The following is a 21,855-nucleotide window of genomic DNA, read 5'->3' on the forward strand; positions in this document are numbered from 1 at the left end:
AATGGAGCGTGTACGTGATCTGTCCGACCTGCCGAAGGCCCATCTGCACCTGCACTTCACCGGGTCCATGCGGCCCGGCACCCTGCTGGAGCTCGCCGACAAGCACGGTGTGCGGCTGCCCGAGTCCCTGACCGACGCGCTCAGCGCCGGGGAGTCACCGAAGCTGCGGGCGACGGACGAGCGGGGCTGGTTCCGGTTCCAGCGGCTGTACGACGCGGCACGGTCGTGCCTGCAGACGCCGGAGGACATCCAGCGGCTGGTGCGGGAGGCCGCGGAGGAGGACCTGCGGGACGGCTCGGGGTGGCTGGAGATCCAGGTGGACCCGACGTCGTACGCGCCGCGGCTGGGCGGGCTGATCCCGGCGCTGGAGATCATCCTGGACGCGGTGGAGACGACCGTGCGGGACACCGGGATCGGGATGCGGCTGCTGGTCGCCGCGAACCGGATGAAGCATCCCCTGGACGCGCGCACGCTGGCCCGGCTGGCGGTGCGGTACGCGGACCGGGGCGTGGTCGGCTTCGGGCTGTCGAACGACGAACGGCGCGGCATGGCCCGGGACTTCGACCGGGCGTTCGCGATCGCGCGCGAGGGCGGGCTGCTGTCGGCGCCGCACGGCGGGGAGCTGACCGGGCCGGCGTCGGTGCGGGACTGCCTGGACGACCTGGAGGCGGACCGGATCGGGCACGGCGTGCGGGCGGCGGAGGATCCGCGGCTGCTGAAGCGGCTCGCGGACCGGCAGGTGACCTGCGAGGTGTGCCCGGCGTCGAACGTGGCCCTGGGCGTGTACGAGAAGCCGGAGGACGTGCCGCTGCGGACCCTGTTCGAGGCGGGGGTGCCGATGGCGCTGGGCGCGGACGACCCCCTGCTGTTCGGCTCGCGGCTGGCGGCGCAGTACGAGATCGCCCGGCATTCCCACGGTTTCACGGACGCGGAGCTGGCGGAGCTGGCCCGGCAGTCCGTACGGGGCTCGGCGGCGCCGCAGGACGTGCAGGACGCATTGCTGGCAGGGATCGACGCCTGGCTCAGCTCCCCGGCCGCCTGAAGTGGGCGTACGGCGGATACGGCTTGAAGGCGATCACGATCTCGGGGTGCCGCCACATGCGGGGATCGGGGGCCAGTTCACCGTCCAGGTGGGCGACGAACGCCGCGCGCCCCTGGGGGACGCCCTTCTTCCGCGGTCCCCGGCCGGCCGCCTCCGCAAGAGCGGTCGCGGCGGAGGCGAAGGCGTTCCGCTCGCCGATGAGGAAGTAGGTGCGCGCGTGCGTGGTGTGCCGCAGCGTGTCGCGGGCGTGCGGGCGGTCGAGCCAGGTCCGGGCGTCGCGGGCCGTGCGCGCCTCGTCGGTCCGGACGGTGAGCGGTGCGCCCTGTCCCAGCCTGCGGCGCAGCTCGGGCCATTTGGTGGGGCGCAGGCCCGCCTCCGGGTGTGCCAGCACCAGGTCGACCAGCTCGCCCTGTCCTTCGTCGGGCGGTACGCCGTCGCGCAGCGGGACGTGCACGATCGTGTGGCGTGAGCAGGCGGCGAAGGAGAACAGTCCGGCGAGCCGGTTGAGTCCGTCGTGGTCGCCCATGAGCACGCCGTAGGCGTTCTCCGGGTCGCGGAGCGAGGTGTGGCGCAGGGGTGTGCGCGGCTGGACGACACGGTGGCTGTGCGGGCCGGTGCGGGGGCGGAACTCGGTGAGTCTCAGCCGCATGGAGGACGCCTCATGGTCCGAGCGTGCCGGTCGGGAGGGCCCGTCGGCAACGGAGATTCCGCCCAGCGGCGTGGCGACGAGCCGGCGCGCGAACTCGTCCGCCGGGGCCGGGCGGCGCCGTAGGGCGCCTCCAGGACAAGCCGGTCACCGGCGCCGGTACCGGACGGTCGTGGGCGGCTTCCCCGACAGGGGCCGTTTCATCGGCCGGGCCGACGTGGCCTACGCGACAGGGCGTGGGAGCGGCCTACTGACCCTCTACGCGCCACGGGCCGGCGCACTCGCCACCGCGGGCAGCCGTGCCGCTGGGGCGGGGCGAGGAGGCCGAGGGCCGGGCGGCCGGGCGCCGCAGCCGGGGGCCGCTGCCCATGCCGTCGTAGCTGCGGGCAGTCGTGCCGCTGGGGCGGCGCGGGTGGGCGCAGCGGCACCCCGGCAGCGCCGGGCCACCCGACGCACCCCCGCGCCCCGACGTCGCCCGCTAGAGGCTGACGCCCACCGTCACCGGCTCGTTGACGAGCGTGACGCCGAACGCCTCGTGCACGCCGGCCACGACCTCGCGGGCCAGGGCGAGCAGATCCTCCGTCGTCGCCTCGCCGCGATTGGTGAGGGCGAGCGTGTGCTTGGTGGAGATGCGCGCGGGCCCGTTGCCGTACCCCTTGGTGAAGCCCGCCTTGTCGATCAGCCAGGCCGCGGACGTCTTCACACGTCCCTCCCCCGCCGGGAAGGCGGGCGGCTCGACGCCACCCCCGAGCCGCTCGTCCACACGCGCACGGAAGGCCGCGAACTCCTCGTCGGTCAGGATCGGGTTGGTGAAGAACGACCCGGCCGACCAGGTGTCGTGGTCCTCGGGATCCAGGACCATGCCCTTCCCGGCGCGCAGCTTCAACACGGTCGAGCGGGCGTCGGCCAGCGGCACCCGGCCGCCGGGTTCGACACCGAGGGCTCGGGCCGTCTCGGCGTAGCGCAGGGGGGCCGAGAGCCCCCCGGCGTCCTCCAGCGCGAAGCGGACGCGCAGGACGACGTACCGGTCGGGTTCCGCCTTGAAGCGGCTGTGGCGGTACGCGAAGGCGCAGTCGGCGTTGGCGAGGGCGACCGTCTCACGGTTCCTGCGGTCGTACGCGATCACCTCGGTGATCGTCGCGGAGACCTCCTGGCCGTACGCCCCCACGTTCTGGATGGGGGTGGCGCCCGCCGAGCCGGGGATGCCGGCCAGGCACTCGATACCGGCGAGCCCGGCCTCGACGGTGCGGGCGACGGCATCGGTCCACACCTCGCCGGCCGCGAGCTCCAGCGTCGTGCCGTCGAGCGAGAGGCCGCGCGTGGCGATGTGCAGGGCGGTGCCGTCGAAGCCCTTGTCGCCGATGACCAGGTTGGAGCCGCCGCCGATGAGCAGCAGCGGGGTGCCGGTGTCGTCGGCCTCGCGGACGGCGGCGATCACCTCGGCGTCGGTGGTGGCCGTGATCAGCCGGGTCGCGGGTCCGCCCAGCCGGAAGGTGGTCAGCGGGGCGAGGGGGGCGTCGTGGAGTTCCTGCACGGGCTCAAGACTACGAGACGGCACCGACGGCTCGGCGCAACGGGAAGCGCCCCGACCGGTCGGCCGGGGCGCTTCTCAGGGTTCACCGGGAACGGGTCCCGGTGGACTAGCCGGTCAGTGCGACGCCAGCTCCCCCGTCGCGGCGAGCGACTTCTCCGCGGTGGGGGCCGGCTCGGACGCGGGACCGTCCGTGAGCACCTGGTCGTCGCGGCGGCGGGCCGGGATCAGCAGGGCCGCGACGCCGCCGAGGGCCACCACTGCGGCGCCCACCGCGACTGCGGGCCGCAGTCCGTCGACGAAGGACTGCCCGGACTCGTAACCGCCCTGCGCCGCGAAGATCGAGGCCATGACCGCGATGCCGAGCGCGCCGCCCACCTCGCGCAGGGCGTTGTTGGCCCCGGAGGCGATGCCCTGCTCCTTCGGGAGGACGCTGGACATCACCAGGGCGGAGGCGGGGGCGAAGAACAGGGCCATGCCGATTCCACTGATGATCAGACCGGGCAGCTGGGCGGCGTAGCTGGCGTCGGCCGTGATCACGGAGGCGAGGTAGCCGAGGCCGGCCGCCTGGAGGAAGAGTCCGGTGGCGACGACCGGGCGTCCTCCGATCCGGTCCGAGAGGATGCCGGCGATCGGCGCGACCAGCATGGGCATGCCGGTCCAGGGCAGCATGCGCAGGCCGGCCTCGGTGGGCGAGTAGCCGAGCACGCCCTGCATGTACTGGCTGAGCAGGAAGATCGAGCCGAACATCCCCAGGAACATCAGCAGGCTCGCCGCGTTGATGCCGGCGAAGGCCCGGGAGCGGAACAGCCGCATCGGGAGCATCGGGTTATTGGCGCGGGTGCTGTAGAGGACGAAGCCGGCCAGCAGCGCGGCCCCGGCGAGCAGGGCGGTCAGCACCACGGCGCCGGTCCAGCCGTCCACCGGACCGCGGACCAGACCGTAGACGACGCCGAAGAGTCCGCCGCTGGCGAGCAGCGTGCCGGGGAGGTCGAGCGGTGCGCCGGTGCCGCGCGACTCGGCGAGGCGGAGACGGGCGAGCGGCAGCAGGGCCAGGCCCAGAGGGACGTTCAGCCAGAAGATCCACTGCCACGAGATGTGCTCGGTGAGGCTGCCGCCGACCAGCGGTCCGGAGGCCACGGCGAGCCCGTTGACGGCTCCCCAGATGCCGTACGCCATCCCGCGCCGTTCGGCGGGCACGGCGGCCGTCAGCAGGGTCAGTGTCAGCGGCATCATGATCGCCGCGCCGACGCCCTGGACCGCTCGGGCGGCGATGAGGGAGTCGATTCCGGGCGCCATGGCCGCGGCGGCGGAGGCACCGGTGAAGACGGCGAGCCCGATCACGAAGAGCCTGCGGCGGCCGAAGCGGTCACCGAGGGCCGCGCCGAACATCAGCAGCACCGCGAAGGTGAGCGTGTAGGCGCTGACGGTCCATTCCAGGTCGTGCAGCGCCCCGCCCAGGTCCTCGCGGATGGAGGGCAGAGCGGTGGTGACGACGAGATTGTCCAGGGCCGCCATGAAACCGGCGACGCTGGTGATGACGAGGGCCCAGGCTGCTGACCCGCGGCGCGCGTTCTGCTGTGACATCTCTCCCCCAGAGGGTGTGCACTGCTTGCGATGGTTCGATTAGTGATTACTGACTAACTTTCGAGGACGTGCGGAAGGACCCGTCGCGGGACCGCCGCAAAGCCCCTACACGGTCTCCTGCGCCTGCCGGCCCTGCGCACTGGTGCGGTGCGGCTTGGTGTGGAAGCCGCCCCAGACCCGGTGCTCCGGCGGGAAGCCCATGCCGGCCAGGGTGTTGATGAGCATGCCGTACGCCATGAAGTTCGCCGTCTCCTCGATGTCGCCGCCGAGGGGCAGGTGAACGGCGTCCCAGAGCTCCATCCAGCCGTTGCGGACCATCTCGCCGAACTCGTGGTCGCCCTCCGCCTCGGCCGCCGCGACCGTGACGTACACCTGCAACTGCATCTGGAGCCGCTCGGGCTGCTCGCTGATCAGGCGGGTGTAGGCCTCGGCCATGGACGCGAGGGCCTCTTCGCCGTGCAGCCCCTCGGACGCCGACTCGAAGACCCGGCGCATGTCCTGGAGGCAGCGTTCGGCCACCGCCAGGAAGATCGCCTTCTTGCTCGGGAAGAGCCGGAAGAGGTACGGCTGGGAGACGCCCACCCGCTTGGCGATGGCTTCCGTGGACGTGCCGTAGTAGCCGCCCCGCGCGAACTCGCTCATCGCCGCCCGGATGACGCTCTCACGCCGCTCTTCCGCGCTCATTCTGACCATGCCTGTAAGTTAGTACTCAATCACTAACTACGTCAAGCCCCGTTCGGTGCCCGTCAACGGCAGGGGGCGCCCTCCAGGGAGGACGCCCCCTCACCGGACACACGGCGGGCCGTCAGGCGAGTCGTACGACCGCGCGGGACATGCCGAGGACCTTCTGGCCGGCGCTGGTGGCCGTGAGGTCGACGCGGACGGTGTTGTCGTCGAGCTTGGCCGCGACCTTGCCGCTGACCTCGATCACGGCACCCTGGTCGTCGTTCGGGACGACGACGGGCCGGGTGAAGCGGACGCCGTACTCGACGACCGAGCCCGGGTCGCCGGTCCAGTCGGTCACCACGCGGATCGCCTCCGCCATGGTGAACATGCCGTGTGCGATCACGTCCGGCAGACCGACCTCCTTGGCGAACTTCTCGTTCCAGTGGATCGGGTTGAAGTCACCGGAGGCACCCGCGTAGCGCACGAGCGTGGCGCGGGTCACTGGGAAGCTCTGCGCGGGCAGCTCGGTGCCGACCTCGACCTCGCTGTACGCGACCTTCGCCGTCGCGGGATGCGTCTGGGGCTGCGTCATGGGGATGCTCACGCCTCCTCGGCCGCGCGGGCCACGAGCTTGGTCCAGGCGGTCACGACGTGCTCGCCGGCCTCGTCGTGGACCTCGCCGCGGATGTCCAGTATGTCGTTGCCGGCCATCGACTTGATCGCCTCGATGGTGGAGGTGACCGTGAGCCGGTCACCGGCCCGCACCGGGCGGACGTAGGCGAACTTCTGGTCTCCGTGCACCACCCGGCTGTAGTCCAGGCCGAGCTGCGGGTCCTCTATGACCTGGCCCGCGGCCTTGAACGTGATGGAGAACACGAAGGTCGGCGGAGCGATCACATCCGGATGGCCGAGCGCCTTCGCCGCCTCCGCGTCCGTGTACGCCGGACTGGCGTCCCCCACCGCCTCCGCGAACTCGCGGATCTTCTCCCGGCCCACCTCGTAGGGCGCGGTGGGCGTATAGGTCCGCCCCACGAACGACTGGTCGAGCGCCATGGGCTCGCAACCTCCTGCTGCTGTCTGCGACTACTGCTGCTGTCTCTGCGGCTACCGCCGGACACAACGACGCGAGGCCGTCCCCAAACTACGGGGACGGCCTCGCGTACGAGCCTGATTTATCGCGTTTCGCGGTGCGCGGTGTGCGCGTTGCAACGCGGGCAGTGCTTCTTCATCTCCAGTCGGTCCGGGTTGTTACGCCGGTTCTTCTTGGTGATGTAGTTCCGCTCCTTGCACTCCACGCAGGCCAGCGTGATCTTCGGGCGGACGTCGGTGGCAGCCACGTGAGTGCTCCTTGACGAACGGATTGATGGTATTAACGCAGGAAAGAGTAGCCGATTGAAGGACCGACCCCGCAATCGGCTACCAGAAGTAGCGGTGACCGGACTTGAACCGGTGACACAGCGATTATGAGCCGCTTGCTCTACCGACTGAGCTACACCGCTGTGATGCGATCGGGCCCCGCCTTGCGGCGGGAACCTCTCACACCAGAGCCCCAAAACGGAATCGAACCGTTGACCTTCTCCTTACCATGGAGACGCTCTGCCGACTGAGCTATTGGGGCGAGCGATGAAGACATTACACGGTCGCCCGCCGTTCGCCCAAATCCGTTTCGCCGACCCTGCCCCGTCCCGTCCCCGGGGCACCCTGAAGCCCCACGCGCACCGTCCCGAAGGGGCCGCGGGCGCGGATCCGGCCGCCGCGTGCACCGCCCCGCGCGGCGCGGCCCGCACCGGTACGACTATTGCGCTCCTCCGCGCCACGGGCAGATCACCGTCCTAGGCTCGACCGCACTCTGCGTGATCTTGCGTTCCCCACTGCGCAGTCCCGAGCCCAGAGGAGTGCGATGCCCGACAGCCAGCCGCAGCCACCCCACTCGCCCTTCCCCTCGGGCCCGGCCGGCCACGGTTCACTGCTGCTGTCGGGGGCACGGCTCACCGACGGCCGGACCGTGGACGTACGGCTGCACGGCGGGCGCATCGAGGCGGTCGGCACGGCCGGCAGCCTGACGGCGACCCGCCCGTCCGGGCCCGGCGCCCGGGTGGACCTCACCGGGTACCTGCTCCTGCCCGCCCCCGCCGAACCCCACGCCCACGGCGACACGGCACTCACGGCCGACGTCCCCGGCCCGGTCTCCCACGAGCCCGAGGACGTCCAGCGCCGGGTCACGGAGGCCGCTCTGCTCCAGCTGGGGCACGGGGCGACCGCGCTGCGGGCCCATGTGCGGGTGGGCGACGTTCCGGGGCTGGGCGGCCTGATCGCCGTATTGCGGGCGCGGCGCACGCTGCGCGGGCTGGCCGAGCTGACGACGGTGGCCATGCCGAGGGTGCTGACCGGGGTGGCCGGGGCCGACGGGCTGGCGATGCTGCGGGACGCGGTCAAGATGGGCGCGGACGTGGTGGGCGGGTGCCCGGACCTGGACCCCGATCCGGCGGGGTACGTGGAGGCGGTCCTGGAGGTCGCCGCCGAGCACGGCTGCCCCGTCGACCTGCACACGGACGCCGCCGACCCGGCGCGGCTGGCCCGGCTGGCGGCGATGGCCGGCGGGCTGCGTCCCGGAGTGACCGTCGGGCCCTGCGACGGCCTGGGCCGGCTGCCCGCCGACGTGGCCTCCCGGGCCGCGGACCAGCTGGCGGCGGCCGGGGTCGCCGTGCTGTGCCTGCCGCAGGGGCCCTGCGCCCACGGCGGTGACGGGGGCGCCGATCGCCGCGAAGGCACCGCTCCGGTACGGCTGCTGCGGGCCGCGGGGGTTCGGGTCGCCGCCGGGAGCGGGGCGCTGCGGGACGTGTCCAACCCGGTCGGGCGCGGCGACCCGCTGGAGGCGGCGTACCTGCTGGCCTCACGCCACGGGCTGCGGCCCGAGGACGCCTACGACGCGGTGAGCGGCGTGGCACGGGCCACGCTGGGGCTGCCCGAGGTGCGGGTGGAGGCGGGCTTCCCGGCTGAACTCCTCGCGGTGCGCGGGGACCGGCTCGCGGGCGCGCTGTCGCTGGCCTACGGCCGGATCGTGGTGCACCGGGGCCGGGTGGTGGCCCGGACGAGCGCGGTGCGGGAGTACGGCGACTCGACGACCTCGACGGAGCTGGGGCTACCGCGGCAGGGGCGCGGGGAGCGGCCCGATGGGTGGGGGCCGGCCTGAGGGGTGGGGACGGGCCGGCTGAGCAGCGGGGGTCTTCGAGGAGGGGGCCACGGGAGCCGGGGGACGTCGGTGTGAGGTCCGTGGGGCGCGCCGGGAGCGGCCGAAGCCGTGCGGCGCGGGCGGCCGTCGGGGCGTACGGTCGAAGACATGCGCATTGTCATCGCTGGTGGTCATGGTCAGATCGCGCTGCGGCTGGAGCGCTTGCTCGCCGCGCGCGGCGACGAGGTGGCGGGCATCATCCGCAAGGCCGAGCAGTCCGAGGATCTGCGCGCGGCCGGTGCCGAACCGGTCGTGCTGGACCTGGAGTCGGCCTCGGTCGAGGAGGTCGCGGAGCGGCTTCGGGGCGCGGACGCGGCGGTCTTCGCGGCGGGCGCGGGACCGGGCAGCGGGGCGGCCCGCAAGGACACGGTGGACAAGGCGGCGGCGGTCCTCTTCGCGGACGCCGCCGTCCGGGCGGGCGTGCGGCGCTACGTGATCGTGTCGTCCATGGGCGCCGACCCGGCGCACACGGGGGACGAGATCTTCGACGCGTACCTGCGCGCCAAGGGCGAGGCCGACGCGTACGTGCGCGCTCAGGACGCCCTGGACTGGACGATCCTGCGCCCCGGCCAACTGACGGACGACGCCGGCACCGGCCTCGTGCGCCTGGAGGCACACACCGGCCGCGGCCCCGTCCCGCGGGACGACGTGGCCGCCGTACTGGCGGAACTCGTCGACACCCCGGCGACGGCCGGTCTGACCCTCGAGCTGATCAGCGGCTCGGCGCCGGTGTCGGTCGCGGTGAAGTCGGTGGCCGGGAACTGAACTGAGGGCCCCTCAGAACAGAGGCAGTTGCCCGGGGAACTCGGGGACGGCATAACCGTCCAGCGTGGGCTGGGCGGCGTCCGCCTCGGCGAACCGCCGGGAGCCGGGGCAGGACACGAGTTCCCCGGCGGCCCGCGCCCCGGGCGGATCGTGCCGTGCGAAACGCCCGGCGACGACGGCGATCTCCCGACGGCACTCGGGGCAGGTCCTGCGACGCGACGACATGGTCCCAGCGTAGGACGCGCGGGCCCGGGGCCGTTGGGACGACCGGGGGGCGTCCCGACCGGTGGACTGTGCCTGGTCCTTTCGTGCTCAGCCGCACCGGGTCGGACAATTCCTGCGAGTGGTCGCGCAGTTGCTGCCTCGCGACTGCCGCCTGTTCTCGTCCGGCGCCTTGCTGGGCCCGTTGCGTCGGCACGGCACGTCGTGCGGCGCCGCACGACACTCGCCCCGCCGCCGGCTACGGGCATGGCTGCTTCCGGGTGATCCCGCCCGGAAGCCCAGCGCGGCGGCGGTGGCGCCCCGGCGGCCGGGGGTGATGCTGCCGGTTGGGTGCGCCGGTCCCGGCGGCGCAGAGCGCGCGCAGAGGAGTCCCGTGTCGACCGAAGAGAACAAGAGGTTGGTCCGCCGCTTCTACGCGGAGATCGACAAGGGCAACATCGACGCCATGGACGATCTCGTGGCCGAGGACTACCGGGACCACTCACCGCCACCGTTTCCGGGGCTCGGCTCCGGTCGTGAGGGGCTCAAGCAGGCGTTCCGCGTCTTCTGGGAGGCCACTCCCGGAGTCCACGAGATCGAGGACCAGATCGCGGAGGGCGACAAGGTGGTGACCCGGCTGACGGCCCGCGGCGTCCACGAGAGGGACCTCCCCGGCATCCCCGCCACCGGCAACCAGCTCACGATGACGGCGACGGTCGTGCACCGCATCGAGAACGGCAGGCTCGCCGAGAAGTGGTCGGACAAGGACCTCCTCGGCTTCCTCCAGCAGCTCGATGTCCTCCCGACACCCGGCGGCACACCGGAATAGCCCGCAACGGCTCGCGTCCACGCGAACGCCGAAAGGGTCTGTGATCAGCATTGCTGCTGTTCACAGACCCTTTCGGTCTTGTGGCGGCGCCAGGATTCGAACCTGGGAAGGCTGAGCCACACCGCCAAGGTTTGCTGCCCTTCGAACCGTCTTGCGGCGGCGCTCCGTGGCAACGACGTAAACAATACCCGATAGGGAGGGGTGCTTCGCCACCCGATTGATCTCCACCCCGAGCGCGGGGGGTGGCTAGGCTTGTCCGGATGCGGCCGAGAACCCCTGCCGGGCTCGGCGGCCGCCCACGTATGCCGGTACGGACCCGATACGCGGCCCGACACGCACCCAGATACAAGGAGCCACAGGACATGGCCGACTCCAGTTTCGACATCGTCTCGAAGGTCGAGCGGCAGGAGGTCGACAACGCCCTCAACCAGGCCGCCAAGGAGATCTCCCAGCGCTACGACTTCAAGGGCGTGGGCGCCTCGATCTCGTGGTCCGGGGACAAGATCCTCATGGAGGCCAACTCCGAGGACCGGGTGAGCGCTGTCCTCGACGTCTTCCAGTCCAAGCTGATCAAGCGGGGCATCTCGCTGAAGGCTCTGGACGCGGGTGAGCCCCAGCTCTCCGGCAAGGAGTACAAGATCTTCGCGTCGATCGAGGAGGGCATCTCCCAGGACAACGCGAAGAAGGTGGCGAAGATCATCCGCGACGAGGGCCCCAAGGGCGTGAAGGCCCAGGTCCAGGGCGACGAGCTGCGGGTCAGCTCCAAGAGCCGCGACGACCTGCAGACCGTGATCGCGCTGCTCAAGGGCAAGGACTTCGACTTCGCGCTGCAGTTCGTCAACTACCGGTGACCTGCCGGACGCCGGCGGCGTTCCGCTGAGCCGGTCGCGCACGACAGCCGGGTACGACGAAGGGTGGGCGCCGCGCCCCTGGTGCCCACCCTTTCGCTGCCCTCCCGGGCCGGGCGGGTTCAGTCGCGCGAGTTGCCGAACAGAATGCGGTAGGCGATCAGGAGGACCAGCGAGCCGCCGATCGCCGCCGCCCAGGTGGCGCCGTCGTAGAAGTCCTTGCTGATCGGGTGGTCCAGCCAGCGGGCCGATATCCAGCCGCCGATGAACGCGCCCGCGATGCCGATGACGGTCGTGCCGATGAAGCCGCCCGGGTCGCGGCCCGGCAGCAGGAACTTGGCGATGGCTCCGGCCAACAGTCCCAGGATGATCCAGCCGATGACGGTCATGCCGTGACCCTGCCCCTTCTCGCTGTGCCCGCGCTGTCCGAGCGCTGTGGGCTCGTACCTCCGCGTGTGTTCATGTCTTCTTGGTGAGGAGGACGTTCCGGCCGCTCCCGGTGGTTGCGTGGATCAGTAGGGTGCGGCCCATGACACCTGCGGGTTCGGAACTGCGGCGCACCTTGGGCCTGGGGGACGCGGTGGTCGTGGGGCTCGGTTCCATGGTCGGTGCCGGGATCTTCGCCGCCCTGGCGCCCGCGGCGCACGCCGCCGGGTCGGGGCTGCTGCCCGCCCTCGCCGTGGCCGCCGTGGTGGCCTACTGCAACGCCACGTCGTCGGCACGGCTGGCCGCCCGGTACCCGGCCTCGGGCGGCACGTACGTGTACGGACGCGAGCGGCTCGGGGAGTTCTGGGGGTATCTGGCCGGCTGGTCGTTCGTCGTCGGCAAGACGGCCTCCTGCGCCGCCATGGCACTCACCGTGGGCGCGTACGTCTGGCCGGGGCAGGCGCACGCGGTGGCGGTCGCGGCCGTGGTGGCGCTGACCGCGGTGAACTACGGCGGCATGCAGAAGTCCGCCTGGCTGACGCGGGTGATCGTGGCGGTGGTCCTGGCGGTCCTCGCTTCCGTGGTGGTGGTGTGCCTGGGGTCGGGACGGTCCGGCGCCGGGCGCCTGGACATCGGACTGTCGGGTGGTGCCGGCGGAGTACTGCAGGCGGCCGGGCTGCTGTTCTTCGCCTTCGCGGGGTACGCCCGGATCGCCACCCTCGGCGAGGAGGTACGGGATCCGGCGCGCACCATTCCCCGCGCGATTCCGCTGGCTCTGGGCATCACGCTGGCCGTGTACGGGTGTGTCGCGTTGGCCGTCCTTTCCGTGCTGGGTCCGGCGGACCTCGGTGGGACGACCGCGCCGCTGGCCGACGCGGTCCGGGCGGCGGGCGTGCCGGAACTGGCGCCGGTCGTGCGGGCGGGTGCGGCCGTCGCCGCGCTGGGCTCGCTGCTCGCCCTGATCCTGGGCGTTTCGCGGACGACCCTGGCCATGGCCCGGGACCGTCACCTGCCCGGGGCGCTGGCCGCGGTGCACCCGCGGTACCAGGTACCGCACCGGGCCGAGCTGGCCGTGGGCGCGGCGGTCGCCGTCCTCGCCGCCACGGTGGACGTGCGGGGCGCGATCGGGTTCTCCTCCTTCGGCGTACTGGCGTACTACGCGGTGGCCAACGCGTCGGCCTGGACGCTGGACCCGGTGCCGACGGCGGCGCGGATCGTGCCGGCGCTGGGGCTGGTCGGGTGCGCGGTGCTGGCGTTCTCCCTGCCGGTGGTTTCGGTGATCGTGGGCGTGGGGGTGCTGGCCGTGGGTGTGGTGGCGTACGCGGTGCGGGGGCGGCCGGCTCCGCGGTGAGCCGTCGTCGCGGACCCGCGTGGACCGGTTCGCCGTAGGCCCGGGAATGTGGGCCCACGGGGCCGTGTCCCGCCCTTGGTTCGCGTCGGCGTCGTCCTGTCGGCGGGGGGCTCGGGGAGGGAATTCCGGCCCTGCGGGTGGGTGTTGCGGGCCTTGGCCCTCGCTCGGGCCGGCAACTGCTCGTTCGCGGTCATGGGTTCATGATGCGAGCCGCAGCCGGCCTTCGCTCGGGCCTGTGGACAACCTGGCACTTGTGGAGAAACGGCGGCCCATCCCGGCCCTGTCCGGGTCTACCAGCCGTTCCTCTGGGTGCCGGCGGTGGCCGTGAACGGCTGGTCCGTGCGCACGATCTCGCGTCCCAGCGGGAGCAGCGAGACCGGGATCAGCTTGAAGTTGGCGACGCCGAGCGGGATCCCGATGATCGTGACGCACAGGGCGATGCCGGTGACGATGTGGCCGATGGCCAGCCACCAGCCGGCGAGGACCAGCCACAGCACGTTGCCGATGCAGGAGGCCGCTCCCGCGTCGCGGCGCTCGACCGCCGTGTATCCGAAGGGCCACAGGGCGTAGACGCCGATGCGGAACGCCGCGATGCCGAACGGGATGCCGATGATGGTGATGCAGAGCAGCACGCCTGCGGCCAGGTAGCCGAGAAACAGCCAGAAGCCGCTGAGGACGAGCCATATGACGTTGAGGATGGTCTTCATTGCTGACGACCTGCCATCTTCTCGAGCCGGGCGATTCGCTCCGCCATCGGCGGGTGGGTGGAGAACATCTTCGACAGCCCCTGTCCCGGGCGGAACGGGTTGGCGATCATCATGTGGCTGGCCGTCTCGATCCGGGGCTCCGGCGGCAGCGGCAGTTGTTTGGTACCGGCGTCGAGCTTGCGCAGCGCTCCCGCGAGGGCCAGCGGATCGCCGGTGAGCTGGGCCCCTGAGGCGTCGGCCTCGTACTCCCTGGAACGGCTGATCGCCAGTTGGATGAGGCTGGCGGCCAGCGGGCCGAGGAGCATGATGAGCAGCATGCCCAGGAGGCCGGGGCCGTCGTCGTCGTTCGACCGCCCGATCGGGATCAGCCAGGCGAAGTTGACCAGGAACATGATCACGGAGGCAAGGGCGCCGGCGACCGACGAGATCAGGATGTCGCGGTTGTAGACGTGACTGAGCTCGTGGCCGATGACACCGCGCAGCTCGCGCTCGTCGAGCAGGCGCAGGATGCCCTCCGTGCAGCACACGGCGGCGTTGCGCGGATTGCGGCCGGTCGCGAAGGCGTTCGGGGCCTCCGTCGGGGAGATGTACAGGCGGGGCATGGGCTGGCGGGCCTGGGTGGAGAGGTCCCGGACCATGCGGTACAGCGCCGGGGCCTCGAACTCGCTCACCGGGCGGGCGCGCATGGCGCGCAGGGCCAGTTGGTCGCTGTTCCAGTAGGCGTACGCGTTCGTGCCCAGGGCGACGAGGACGGCGACGACGAGGCCCGCTCGGCCGAAGAAGCTGCCGATGAGGATGATGAGCGCGGACAGTCCCCCGAGGAGTACTGCGGTCCTGAGCCCGTTGTGCCGGCGGTGCACGGTACGCCCTCCAAGTCGTGCGGCAGGGGAACCCTTCGCTTGCTTGTCTCGCTCGCTGTGGTTGCTTCCTGGTCTCCGATGCCCCTGGGGTCGTGATGTCACGTCCAGTGGACCCTTCCGTACTGGTCAACGCCAGGCGACGGCCGCCAGTTCCCCGGCGGACACGGCTGCGCGCGTGGTCCGTACGGGTGACGGCCCGGTATGCGGCACGCGCGCGTGGGGGCCGAGTGCCCCACGCGCGCGTGCCGATACTCGGCTGCCGCTCAGAAGAGCCCGGTACCGGCGAAGCGAAGGATCAGCTGGGGCGCTCCGGACAGGGCGACGGCGAGGACGGCGGTGGCGGTGATCGCGGCCGTGAGCGGGGCGGGGAGGCCGTGTCGCACGGCCTCCCCCTCGGGCGCGCGGAACAGCAGGGCCGTCCACTGGAGGTAGTAGAACAGCGCGATGACGACGTTGGCGGCCATGACGACGGCCAGCCAGCCGAGGCCCGCGTCGACGGCCGCGGAGAAGACGGTGACCTTGGCGAAGAGCCCGATGATGCCGGGCGGCAGTCCGGCGAGGCAGAGCAGGAAGAACGCCAGGAGCAGGGCGGTCAGCGGATTGGCCGCGTACAGGCCGCGGTAGTCGGCGACGCGGTTGAGGGCCCTGGTACGGCCCACCAGTGCGGCCACCGCGAAAGCGCCGAGGTTCACGGCGGCGTACATGAGGGCGTAGGCGACGGTGGACCCGATCGACCGTTCGGGGTCGTCGGAGTACCCGGCGGCGGCGATCGGCACCAGGAGGTAGCCGGCCTGGCCGACGGACGACCAGGCGAGCAGGCGTACCGCGCTGTACGCGCGCGTGGCCTGCTGGCGCAGGGCTCCGACGTTGCCGACGGTCATGGTGAGCGCGGCCAGTACCGCGAGGGCCGGGCCCCAGGCGTCGGCGTAGGACGGGAGGGCGACGACCGTGACGAGGATCAGGCCGGAGAAGCCGACCGCCTTGCCGACGACGGACAGGTAGGCGGCGATCGGGAGCGGCGCGCCCACGTAGGTGTCGGGCACCCAGAAGTGGAAGGGCACGGCGGCCGTCTTGAAGGCGAAGCCGACGAGGGTGAGGACGACGCCGGTCTGGGTGAGCGTGGTGAGCTGCCCGTCGACGTGCTGGACGCGGTCGGCCACCTGGGTGAGGTACAGGGTGCCGGTGGAGGCGTACAGGAAGCTGATGCCCATGAGGCTGACCGCGGTCGCGGTGACCGAGGACAGGAAGAACTTCAGCGCGGCCTCGGAGGAGCGCCGGTCGCCGTGCCGGAGGCCGACCAGGGCGAAGGCGGGCAGAGAAGCGACCTCCAGGGCGACGACGAGGGTCGCGAGGTCGCGGGAGGCGGGCAGGAGGGCGGCGCCGGCCGCCGAGGAGAGCAGCAGGAACCAGAACTCGCCCTCGGGCAGTCCCCGGTCGGCGTCCTTCACGGCGGTGACCGAGAGCAGGGCGGCCAGGAGTGCGCCGCCGAGGACCAGGAACTGGAGGGCGAGGGTGAAGGTGTCCGCGGTGTAGCTGCACACGTCCGCGTCGCCGGTGAGGCAGAACGTGGAGCGGTCGTCGCCCACGAGGGGCAGCAGCAGGAGCGCGGAGGCGGCGAGTCCGGCGACCGCGACCCAGCCGAGCAGCGCCTTGCGGGCGTCCGCGACGAACAGGTCGGCGACGAGGACGACCAGCCCGACGACCGCCGCCATGGTGGGCGGCGCGATGGCGAGCCAGTCCACGGACTGGACGAGGTTCTGCGCCAGGGGCTCGGCCAGTGGCTGGGCCAGGGAGCTCATCGGGTGCCTCCTGAGAGGAGCTGCTGCACGGCCGGGTCGGTCAGCCCGAGCAGGGTCTTGGGCCACAGCCCGGCGACGACGGTGAGGGCGACGAGCGGAGTCCAGGCGGCGAACTCGTACGTGCGTACGTCGGTGAGCTTCGGGGATTCCCGCGGGACGGCGCCCATGCAGACGCGGCGCACCACGATCAGCATGTACGCGGCGGTCAGCAGGGTGCCGAACGCGGCGATCGCCATGAAGGTGAGGAAGGCGGGGCGGCTGAGGTCGGCGTGGGGATCGAAGGCGCCGAACAGGGCCAGCATCTCGCCCCAGAATCCGGCCAGGCCCGGCAGGCCGAGCGAGGCGACCGCGGCGAAGGCGAGCAGGCCGCCGAGGCGGGGCGCCTTGCCGTACAGGGCGGCGCCGGACTCCTCGGCGAGGGTGTCGAGGTCGGTGGTGCCGGTGCGGTCCTTCAGGGCGCCGACCACGAAGAAGAGCAGGCCGGTGATGAGGCCGTGGGCGATGTTGGCGAACAGGGCGCCGTTGACGCCGGTCGGGGTCATGGTCGCGATGCCGAGCAGCACGAAGCCCATGTGGCCGACGGAGGAGTAGGCGATGAGGCGCTTGAGGTCGCCCTTCGCACCCCGCTTGGCGAGGGCCAGGCAGGCCAGGGAGCCGTAGATGATCCCTACGACGGCGAAGGCGGCGAGATAGGGCGCGAAGGTGCGGAAACCGTCCGGGGCGACCGGGAGGAGGATGCGGACGAACCCGTACGTGCCCATCTTGAGCAGGACGCCGGCCAGCAGCACCGAGCCGACGGTCGGGGCGGCGGTGTGGGCGTCGGGCAGCCAGCTGTGCAGCGGCCACATCGGCGTCTTCACCGCGAGCCCGACACCGATCGCAAGAACGGCGATGACCTGCACGGATGTGGTCAGCGACCGGCCGTTGTCAGTGGCGAGTGCCACCATGTCGAATGTGCCCGCCCTGATTCCGATCAGGAGCAGGCCGAGCAGCATGACGACCGAGCCGAGCAGCGTGTAGAGGATGAACTTCCAGGCGGCCTGGGCCCGCCCTTCGCCGCCCCAGCGGGCGATGAGGAAGTACATCGGGACGAGGACCATCTCGAAGGCGAGGAAGAACAGGATCAGGTCGAGGACGGCGAAGGTGGCGAGGGTGCCGGACTCGAGGACGAGCACCAGTGCGACGAAGGCCTTCGGGCTCGGGCCCGCGGGCAGCTTGAAGTACGAGTAGAGCGCGCACAGGAAGGTCAGCAGCGCGGTCAGGACCAGCAGGGGGAGAGAGATGCCGTCGATGCCGAGGTGGATGCGCACGTCGAGTGCGGGGATCCAGCTGATGTCCGTGCTGGCCTGCATCTTCGACGGACGGCCGTGGTCGAAGCCGAGCACGAGGACGATCGCGGCGAGGAGGACGGCGCCGGTCACGGTGACGCCGTGCCTCAGGACCGCCTGCTCGGGCGACTTGCCCTTCAGTCCGGGCGGGGCCGGCAGGAGAGCCGCGGCGGCGCCCAGGAGCGGGCCGACGACGACGAACGCCAGAAGGAACTGCATCACGGACTCGTTGATATCGATCACGCCTGCTCACGCTCCCGTGGCGACGAGGACGGCGGCGACCGCGAGGACGACGGTGCCGGCGAGCAGCGCGCTCACATAGGTCTGCACATTGCCGGTCTGGGCGCGGCGGACGGCGGCCCCGAGCCAGCGGGGCAGGGTGCCCGCCCCGCGTACGTAGGTGTCGACGACCTCGCGGTCGAGGAACCGGACGAGGCTCGCGCCGGCCTGGACCGGGCGGACGAAGAGGGCCGTGTACACGGCGTCCAGGTGAAAGCCGACGGCCGCGTGGCGGTGCAGCGGACCGAGCAGCAGCCGTCCGGGGTCGGACGGGTCGGGTGCGGAGGCCACGTTGCCGTAGGCGGGCGTGTGGCTGGCGATGGCCTCGGCCTCGACCTGGCCGGCGTCGGCATCGGGGTGGGCGGCGACCGCGCCCAGCGGGACGGGGGCGGCGAGCGCCGTGGTGTGCCGCCAGGCCGCGTAGGTGACGATGCCGCCGACCAGGGCCACACCGGTGCCGAGCACGGAGGTGGTGAGGGTCGGGGTCAGGTCGGTGCCGTCGAACCAGTCGGGCAGCAGGCGGAAGGCGAGTCCGCCTAGGGCGAGGGAGGGGATGGCGAGCACCCAGAGCACGGCGTTCATGACCAACGGCTGCCTGCCGTGGTCGGGGGCCTCGGTGCCCCGGCCGCGGAAGGCCAGCAGCCACAGGCGGGTCGCGTAGGCGGCGGTGAGCAGGGCGGTGATCAGGCCGGCGACCAGGACGGTCCAGCCCGCGGCGCCGGGTGCGTGCTCGGTGTGGCCGGTGGCGACGTGCTCGGCGACGACGAGGACGGACTCCTTGGAGAAGAAGCCGCTGAACGGGGGGATCGCGGCGAGCGCGAGCAGCGCCACGGTCATCGTCCAGTAGGCGTCCGGGACGCGGGCGCGCAGGTCGCGCATGCGGGACATGGCGGCCAGCGAGTTGGTGCCGGCGGCGTGGATGATCACGCCGGCGGCGAGGAAGAGCAGTGCCTTGAAGGCGCCGTGCGTGAGGAGGTGGAAGACGGCGGCACCACGGTCGCCGGCGGCGAGTGCGCCGGTCATGTAGCCGAGCTGGCCGATGGTCGAGTAGGCGAGGACGCGCTTGATGTCGTCCTGGGCGAGCGCGGCGAGCGCCGAGCCGACCATCGTGACGGCGGCCATGACGGCGAGGACGACCATCGCGGCCTGTGAGGCCTGGAAGAGCGGAAGGAGCCGGGCGATGAAGTAGACACCGGCGGCGACCATCGTCGCGGCGTGGATGAGAGCGGAGACGGGTGTCGGGCCCGCCATCGCGTCGGGGAGCCAGGTGTGCAGCGGGAACTGCGCCGACTTGCCCGCCACACCGGCCAGGAGCAGCAGGGCGATCAGGGTCGGATGGTCGATCGAGCCGCTCGCCACCGCGCCGAGGATCTTGCTGATGCGGAAGGAGCCGGTCTCGGTGGCCAGCGCGAGCAGGCCGATGAGGAAGGGGACGTCACCGAGCTTGGTCACCAGGAAGGCCTTGAGGGAGGCGGCGCGCGCCTCCGGGGTCTCCCAGTAGTGGCCGACCAGGAAGTACGAGCAGATGCCCATGACCTCCCAGCCGACCAGCAGCACCATCAGGTCGCCGGAGTAGACGACGAGGAACATGGCGGAGGTGAACAGGGAGACGAGCGCGGCGTACGAGGGGTAGCGCGGGTCGTCGCGCAGATAGCCCGTCGAGTAGAGCTGTACGCAGGTGGCGACGCAGCCGACCAGGACGGCCACGAGGGCGGCGAAGCCGTCGATGTCGAGGGCGAGCTCGATGGGGACCGAGCCGGTGGGCGTCAGTTCCGTGGCGGCGTCCACGGCCTGGCCACCGCCCTGGCGCGCGGCGACCAGTACGGCGAGGACGAGGGCCGCCAGGGTGGGCAGGACGGCGAGCGGGCGGACGAAGCCGGGTGCGGTGCGGCCGAGGAGCAGGCCGGCGGCCGCGCCCAGGAAGGGCAGGAGGGGGACGAGTACGGCGAGGGTGGTCGTGGTCACGCGGTGGCCTCAGCCTTCTCGGCCGTCCCGGTCGCGGGGGCATCGGTGTCGGGGCCGTCGGGCTCGTGGCCCTCGGCGGTGTCGCGGAGCCGGTCGATGTCCGCGGTGCCGCGGTTGCGGTGGACGGCGAGCACGATCGCCAGGCCGATGCCGATCTCGGCGGCGGCGATGGCGATGGTGAACAGGGTCAGGGCCTGACCGGAGTGCAGGGTCTCCTCGGCGGCCTTGCTGAGCCAGACGTCGAAGGCGACCAGGTTGAGGTTGACGGCGTTGAGCATCAGCTCGACCGACATCAGGACCAGGATCGCGTTGCGGCGGGCGAGGACTCCGTACAGACCCGTGCAGAACAGGAGGGCGGACAGGACGGCGGGATAGGCGAGGTGCATCAGCGGACACCGCCCTCGTCGGCACCGTTCGGGGTGGTGGTCGGGGTGGCCGCGTCGGCCGCTCGGTCCGCCTTGGCCTTGCGGGACAGGACGATCGCGCCGACCAGGGCGGCGAGGAGGAGGACGGAGAGGGCCTCGAAGGGGAGGACCCAGTTCTGGAAGAGGCTCGCTCCCGTCACGGCGGTGGAGCCGGCGGCCGGGCCGTCCAGGTCGATCCACGTGGTCCGGAAGGCGTCGACGACGACCCACACCAGGGCCGCCGCGGCGGCGACGGCCACGGTGAGGGCGGCCCAGCGGTTGCCGGAGTCGGCGTCCGGGGAACGGCCGATCGGGGCTCGGGTGAGCATCAGACCGAACAGGATGAGGACGACGACGGAACCGACGTAGATGAGGACCTGCACCCAGGCGATGAACTCGGCGGTGAGCAGGAGGTACTCGACGGCGAGGCCGCCGAGTGCCACCACCAGCCACAGGGCGGCGTGGACGAGCTGCCGGGTCGTGACGGTGACGACGGCGGCGCCGAAGGTGACGAGGCCGACGAGGAGGAAGGCGATCTCGACGCCGGTCGGGGACAGGAAGCCGTGGGAACCGGCGGCCGTGGTCGCGGTCGTCGGGTCCGTCGCCGCGAGGCGGACGGCGGTCGCTGCGAGGGTCATTCCCGGCCCTCCTGGCCCGGTCGCGGCTGGTCCGGCTCCGGCCGGCCCGGACCCGGCTGCCCGGGCCCCGGCCGGTCCGGCCTCGGCTGGTCCGTCTGCTGCTTGGAGTCGCCCATCGGGCGGGTGGGCTGCTCGGCGGCGCGGGCCTGCTCGTCGGCGTGCGCTTCGGTCGGCCCGGTCGCCTCGGCCGCGCCCTGCTGGGCGGCCTCCTGCTGGGCGGCCTCCTGCTGGGCGGCCAGTTTGTCGGCGGTCTTGCGGGCGGCGGCGAGTTCCTTCGGTTCCTCCGCGCCGGGGTCGAGGGCGGGCGGGGCCGGGACCGTCCACATCCACTCGCGGAGCTTGTCGCGCTCGTGGGTGAGGTCGCGGATGTCCGTCTCGGAGTACTCGAACTCCGGGGACCAGAACAGCGCGTCGAAAGGACAGACCTCGATGCAGATACCGCAGTACATGCACAGGGAGAAGTCGATGGCGAAGCGGTCGAGGACGTTGCGGCTGCGTTCGCGGCCGCCGGGCGTGGCCGCCGGCACCGTCTCCTTGTGGGAGTCGATGTAGATGCACCAGTCGGGGCACTCGCGGGCGCACAGCATGCAGACCGTGCAGTTCTCCTCGAACAGGCCGATCACGCCGCGGGTGCGGGGCGGGAGGTCGGGCTGGGTGTCCGGGTACTGCTGGGTGACGGTCTTCCTCGTCATCGTGCGGAGGGTGACGGCCAGGCCCTTGGCCAGGCCGGAGCCGGGGACGGGGGACATGG

The 21,855-nt window shown here is 72.1% G+C and carries 23 protein-coding genes and 2 tRNA genes; 6 read left to right on the forward strand and 19 right to left on the reverse strand.

The annotated features are described in order from the left end of the window. Position 1 precedes the first annotated feature (1 nt). On the forward strand, positions 2–1,042 hold the full coding sequence (locus tag IEZ05_RS07420) for an adenosine deaminase (RefSeq protein WP_189229174.1): 1,041 nt from the start codon (positions 2–4) through the stop codon (positions 1,040–1,042). Here IEZ05_RS07420 and IEZ05_RS07425 read toward each other — a convergent pair. The 9 genes from IEZ05_RS07425 to IEZ05_RS07465 form a co-directional block, all read right to left on the reverse strand. Further along, positions 1,023–1,691, reverse strand: a complete 669-nt coding sequence (locus IEZ05_RS07425; protein ID WP_189229175.1) for a hypothetical protein — start codon at positions 1,689–1,691, stop codon at positions 1,023–1,025. The genes IEZ05_RS07420 and IEZ05_RS07425 overlap by 20 nt on opposite strands. A gap of 475 nt (positions 1,692–2,166) precedes the next feature. Further along, a complete protein-coding gene (locus IEZ05_RS07430) occupies positions 2,167–3,222 on the reverse strand; it encodes a UDP-N-acetylmuramate dehydrogenase (RefSeq protein WP_189229176.1) in 1,056 nt (351 codons plus the stop codon). Between the two features lie 114 nt (positions 3,223–3,336). Then, positions 3,337–4,806 carry an MFS transporter gene (locus IEZ05_RS07435; protein WP_189229177.1) on the reverse strand — a complete coding sequence of 490 codons (1,470 nt, stop codon included), beginning with the start codon at positions 4,804–4,806 and terminating at the stop codon, positions 3,337–3,339. Between the two features lie 105 nt (positions 4,807–4,911). After that, positions 4,912–5,499: a TetR/AcrR family transcriptional regulator gene (locus IEZ05_RS07440; RefSeq protein ID WP_189229178.1), complete on the reverse strand. Its 588-nt coding sequence runs from the start codon at positions 5,497–5,499 to the stop codon at positions 4,912–4,914. Between the two features lie 112 nt (positions 5,500–5,611). Continuing rightward, entirely contained in the window at positions 5,612–6,064 is a 453-nt protein-coding gene (locus tag IEZ05_RS07445; protein WP_189229235.1) for a MaoC family dehydratase, read from the reverse strand. A gap of 8 nt (positions 6,065–6,072) precedes the next feature. Beyond that, entirely contained in the window at positions 6,073–6,525 is a 453-nt protein-coding gene (locus tag IEZ05_RS07450) for a MaoC family dehydratase N-terminal domain-containing protein (RefSeq protein ID WP_189229179.1), read from the reverse strand. A 119-nt stretch (positions 6,526–6,644) separates the two neighbouring features. Beyond that, a complete protein-coding gene (rpmG, locus tag IEZ05_RS07455) occupies positions 6,645–6,809 on the reverse strand; it encodes a 50S ribosomal protein L33 (RefSeq protein WP_003948671.1) in 165 nt (54 codons plus the stop codon). Positions 6,810–6,898: 89 nt separating this feature from the next. Further along, a tRNA-Met gene (locus IEZ05_RS07460) sits at positions 6,899–6,971 on the reverse strand. A gap of 46 nt (positions 6,972–7,017) precedes the next feature. After that, positions 7,018–7,090, reverse strand: a tRNA-Thr gene (locus IEZ05_RS07465). 282 nt (positions 7,091–7,372) lie between these two features. On the opposite strand from IEZ05_RS07465, the gene IEZ05_RS07470 reads away from it, so the two are divergent. Both IEZ05_RS07470 and IEZ05_RS07475 read left to right on the forward strand, forming a co-directional pair. Beyond that, positions 7,373–8,665, forward strand: coding sequence for an amidohydrolase family protein (locus tag IEZ05_RS07470; protein ID WP_189229180.1), 1,293 nt, complete (start codon positions 7,373–7,375; stop codon positions 8,663–8,665). A gap of 147 nt (positions 8,666–8,812) precedes the next feature. Continuing rightward, positions 8,813–9,469, forward strand: a complete 657-nt coding sequence (locus IEZ05_RS07475; protein WP_189229181.1) for an NAD(P)H-binding protein — start codon at positions 8,813–8,815, stop codon at positions 9,467–9,469. Between the two features lie 12 nt (positions 9,470–9,481). On the opposite strand, the gene IEZ05_RS07480 is transcribed toward IEZ05_RS07475, so the two are convergent. Next, complete coding sequence (locus IEZ05_RS07480; RefSeq protein ID WP_189229182.1) at positions 9,482–9,694, reverse strand: hypothetical protein; 213 nt, start codon at positions 9,692–9,694, stop codon at positions 9,482–9,484. Positions 9,695–10,064: 370 nt separating this feature from the next. Between IEZ05_RS07480 and IEZ05_RS07485 the strand changes: the two genes are divergently transcribed. Continuing rightward, complete coding sequence (locus IEZ05_RS07485) at positions 10,065–10,499, forward strand: ester cyclase (protein ID WP_189229183.1); 435 nt, start codon at positions 10,065–10,067, stop codon at positions 10,497–10,499. Positions 10,500–10,861: 362 nt separating this feature from the next. Continuing rightward, a complete protein-coding gene (locus IEZ05_RS07490) occupies positions 10,862–11,350 on the forward strand; it encodes a YajQ family cyclic di-GMP-binding protein (protein WP_189229184.1) in 489 nt (162 codons plus the stop codon). A 119-nt stretch (positions 11,351–11,469) separates the two neighbouring features. Here the strand turns inward: IEZ05_RS07490 and IEZ05_RS07495 are convergent, their stop codons facing one another. Further along, positions 11,470–11,736, reverse strand: a complete 267-nt coding sequence (locus IEZ05_RS07495; protein ID WP_189229185.1) for a GlsB/YeaQ/YmgE family stress response membrane protein — start codon at positions 11,734–11,736, stop codon at positions 11,470–11,472. 140 nt (positions 11,737–11,876) lie between these two features. Here IEZ05_RS07495 and IEZ05_RS07500 point away from each other — a divergent pair, with 140 nt between their 5' ends. Further along, positions 11,877–13,124, forward strand: a complete 1,248-nt coding sequence (locus IEZ05_RS07500; RefSeq protein WP_189229186.1) for an APC family permease — start codon at positions 11,877–11,879, stop codon at positions 13,122–13,124. Positions 13,125–13,414: 290 nt separating this feature from the next. On the opposite strand, the gene IEZ05_RS07505 is transcribed toward IEZ05_RS07500, so the two are convergent. The 8 genes from IEZ05_RS07505 to IEZ05_RS07540 form a co-directional block, all read right to left on the reverse strand. After that, complete coding sequence (locus IEZ05_RS07505; RefSeq protein ID WP_189229187.1) at positions 13,415–13,831, reverse strand: YccF domain-containing protein; 417 nt, start codon at positions 13,829–13,831, stop codon at positions 13,415–13,417. Continuing rightward, on the reverse strand, positions 13,828–14,691 hold the full coding sequence (htpX, locus tag IEZ05_RS07510) for a zinc metalloprotease HtpX (RefSeq protein WP_189229188.1): 864 nt from the start codon (positions 14,689–14,691) through the stop codon (positions 13,828–13,830). Before htpX ends, IEZ05_RS07505 begins: the two co-directional genes overlap by 4 nt. Before the next feature lie 263 nt (positions 14,692–14,954). Further along, positions 14,955–16,490 (reverse strand): NADH-quinone oxidoreductase subunit N, encoded by a 1,536-nt coding sequence (locus tag IEZ05_RS07515; RefSeq protein ID WP_189229189.1) that lies wholly within the window; start codon positions 16,488–16,490, stop codon positions 14,955–14,957. Then, entirely contained in the window at positions 16,487–18,061 is a 1,575-nt protein-coding gene (locus tag IEZ05_RS07520; RefSeq protein ID WP_189229190.1) for a complex I subunit 4 family protein, read from the reverse strand. Before IEZ05_RS07520 ends, IEZ05_RS07515 begins: the two co-directional genes overlap by 4 nt. A gap of 6 nt (positions 18,062–18,067) precedes the next feature. Continuing rightward, positions 18,068–20,062: an NADH-quinone oxidoreductase subunit 5 family protein gene (locus IEZ05_RS07525; RefSeq protein ID WP_189229191.1), complete on the reverse strand. Its 1,995-nt coding sequence runs from the start codon at positions 20,060–20,062 to the stop codon at positions 18,068–18,070. Further along, complete coding sequence (nuoK, locus tag IEZ05_RS07530) at positions 20,059–20,448, reverse strand: NADH-quinone oxidoreductase subunit NuoK (RefSeq protein WP_189229192.1); 390 nt, start codon at positions 20,446–20,448, stop codon at positions 20,059–20,061. Before nuoK ends, IEZ05_RS07525 begins: the two co-directional genes overlap by 4 nt. Further along, the gene (locus IEZ05_RS07535) at positions 20,448–21,104 is read right to left on the reverse strand and encodes an NADH-quinone oxidoreductase subunit J family protein (RefSeq protein ID WP_189229193.1); all 657 of its coding nucleotides are present in this window, start codon (positions 21,102–21,104) and stop codon (positions 20,448–20,450) included. Before IEZ05_RS07535 ends, nuoK begins: the two co-directional genes overlap by 1 nt. After that, entirely contained in the window at positions 21,101–21,853 is a 753-nt protein-coding gene (locus IEZ05_RS07540; RefSeq protein ID WP_189229194.1) for a NuoI/complex I 23 kDa subunit family protein, read from the reverse strand. The genes IEZ05_RS07535 and IEZ05_RS07540 overlap by 4 nt, the downstream gene beginning before the upstream one ends. Positions 21,854–21,855 lie beyond the last annotated feature (2 nt).

The organism is Streptomyces flaveolus, from assembly GCF_014648815.1.
Taxonomy (GTDB): Bacteria; Actinomycetota; Actinomycetes; order Streptomycetales; family Streptomycetaceae; genus Streptomyces; species Streptomyces flaveolus.

Coding starts and splice junctions, on each gene's coding strand:
- IEZ05_RS07420 (WP_189229174.1), top strand. CDS start 2: ATGGAGCGTGTACGTGATCTGTCCGACCTGCCGAAGGCCCATCTGCAC.
- IEZ05_RS07425 (WP_189229175.1), bottom strand. CDS start 1,691: ATGCGGCTGAGACTCACCGAGTTCCGCCCCCGCACCGGCCCGCACAGC.
- IEZ05_RS07435 (WP_189229177.1), bottom strand. CDS start 4,806: ATGTCACAGCAGAACGCGCGCCGCGGGTCAGCAGCCTGGGCCCTCGTC.
- IEZ05_RS07440 (WP_189229178.1), bottom strand. CDS start 5,499: ATGGTCAGAATGAGCGCGGAAGAGCGGCGTGAGAGCGTCATCCGGGCG.
- IEZ05_RS07445 (WP_189229235.1), bottom strand. CDS start 6,064: ATGACGCAGCCCCAGACGCATCCCGCGACGGCGAAGGTCGCGTACAGC.
- IEZ05_RS07450 (WP_189229179.1), bottom strand. CDS start 6,525: ATGGCGCTCGACCAGTCGTTCGTGGGGCGGACCTATACGCCCACCGCG.
- IEZ05_RS07470 (WP_189229180.1), top strand. CDS start 7,373: ATGCCCGACAGCCAGCCGCAGCCACCCCACTCGCCCTTCCCCTCGGGC.
- IEZ05_RS07475 (WP_189229181.1), top strand. CDS start 8,813: ATGCGCATTGTCATCGCTGGTGGTCATGGTCAGATCGCGCTGCGGCTG.
- IEZ05_RS07480 (WP_189229182.1), bottom strand. CDS start 9,694: ATGTCGTCGCGTCGCAGGACCTGCCCCGAGTGCCGTCGGGAGATCGCC.
- IEZ05_RS07490 (WP_189229184.1), top strand. CDS start 10,862: ATGGCCGACTCCAGTTTCGACATCGTCTCGAAGGTCGAGCGGCAGGAG.
- IEZ05_RS07495 (WP_189229185.1), bottom strand. CDS start 11,736: ATGACCGTCATCGGCTGGATCATCCTGGGACTGTTGGCCGGAGCCATC.
- IEZ05_RS07500 (WP_189229186.1), top strand. CDS start 11,877: ATGACACCTGCGGGTTCGGAACTGCGGCGCACCTTGGGCCTGGGGGAC.
- IEZ05_RS07505 (WP_189229187.1), bottom strand. CDS start 13,831: ATGAAGACCATCCTCAACGTCATATGGCTCGTCCTCAGCGGCTTCTGG.
- IEZ05_RS07515 (WP_189229189.1), bottom strand. CDS start 16,490: ATGAGCTCCCTGGCCCAGCCACTGGCCGAGCCCCTGGCGCAGAACCTC.
- nuoK (WP_189229192.1), bottom strand. CDS start 20,448: ATGCACCTCGCCTATCCCGCCGTCCTGTCCGCCCTCCTGTTCTGCACG.
- IEZ05_RS07535 (WP_189229193.1), bottom strand. CDS start 21,104: ATGACCCTCGCAGCGACCGCCGTCCGCCTCGCGGCGACGGACCCGACG.
- IEZ05_RS07540 (WP_189229194.1), bottom strand. CDS start 21,853: ATGTCCCCCGTCCCCGGCTCCGGCCTGGCCAAGGGCCTGGCCGTCACC.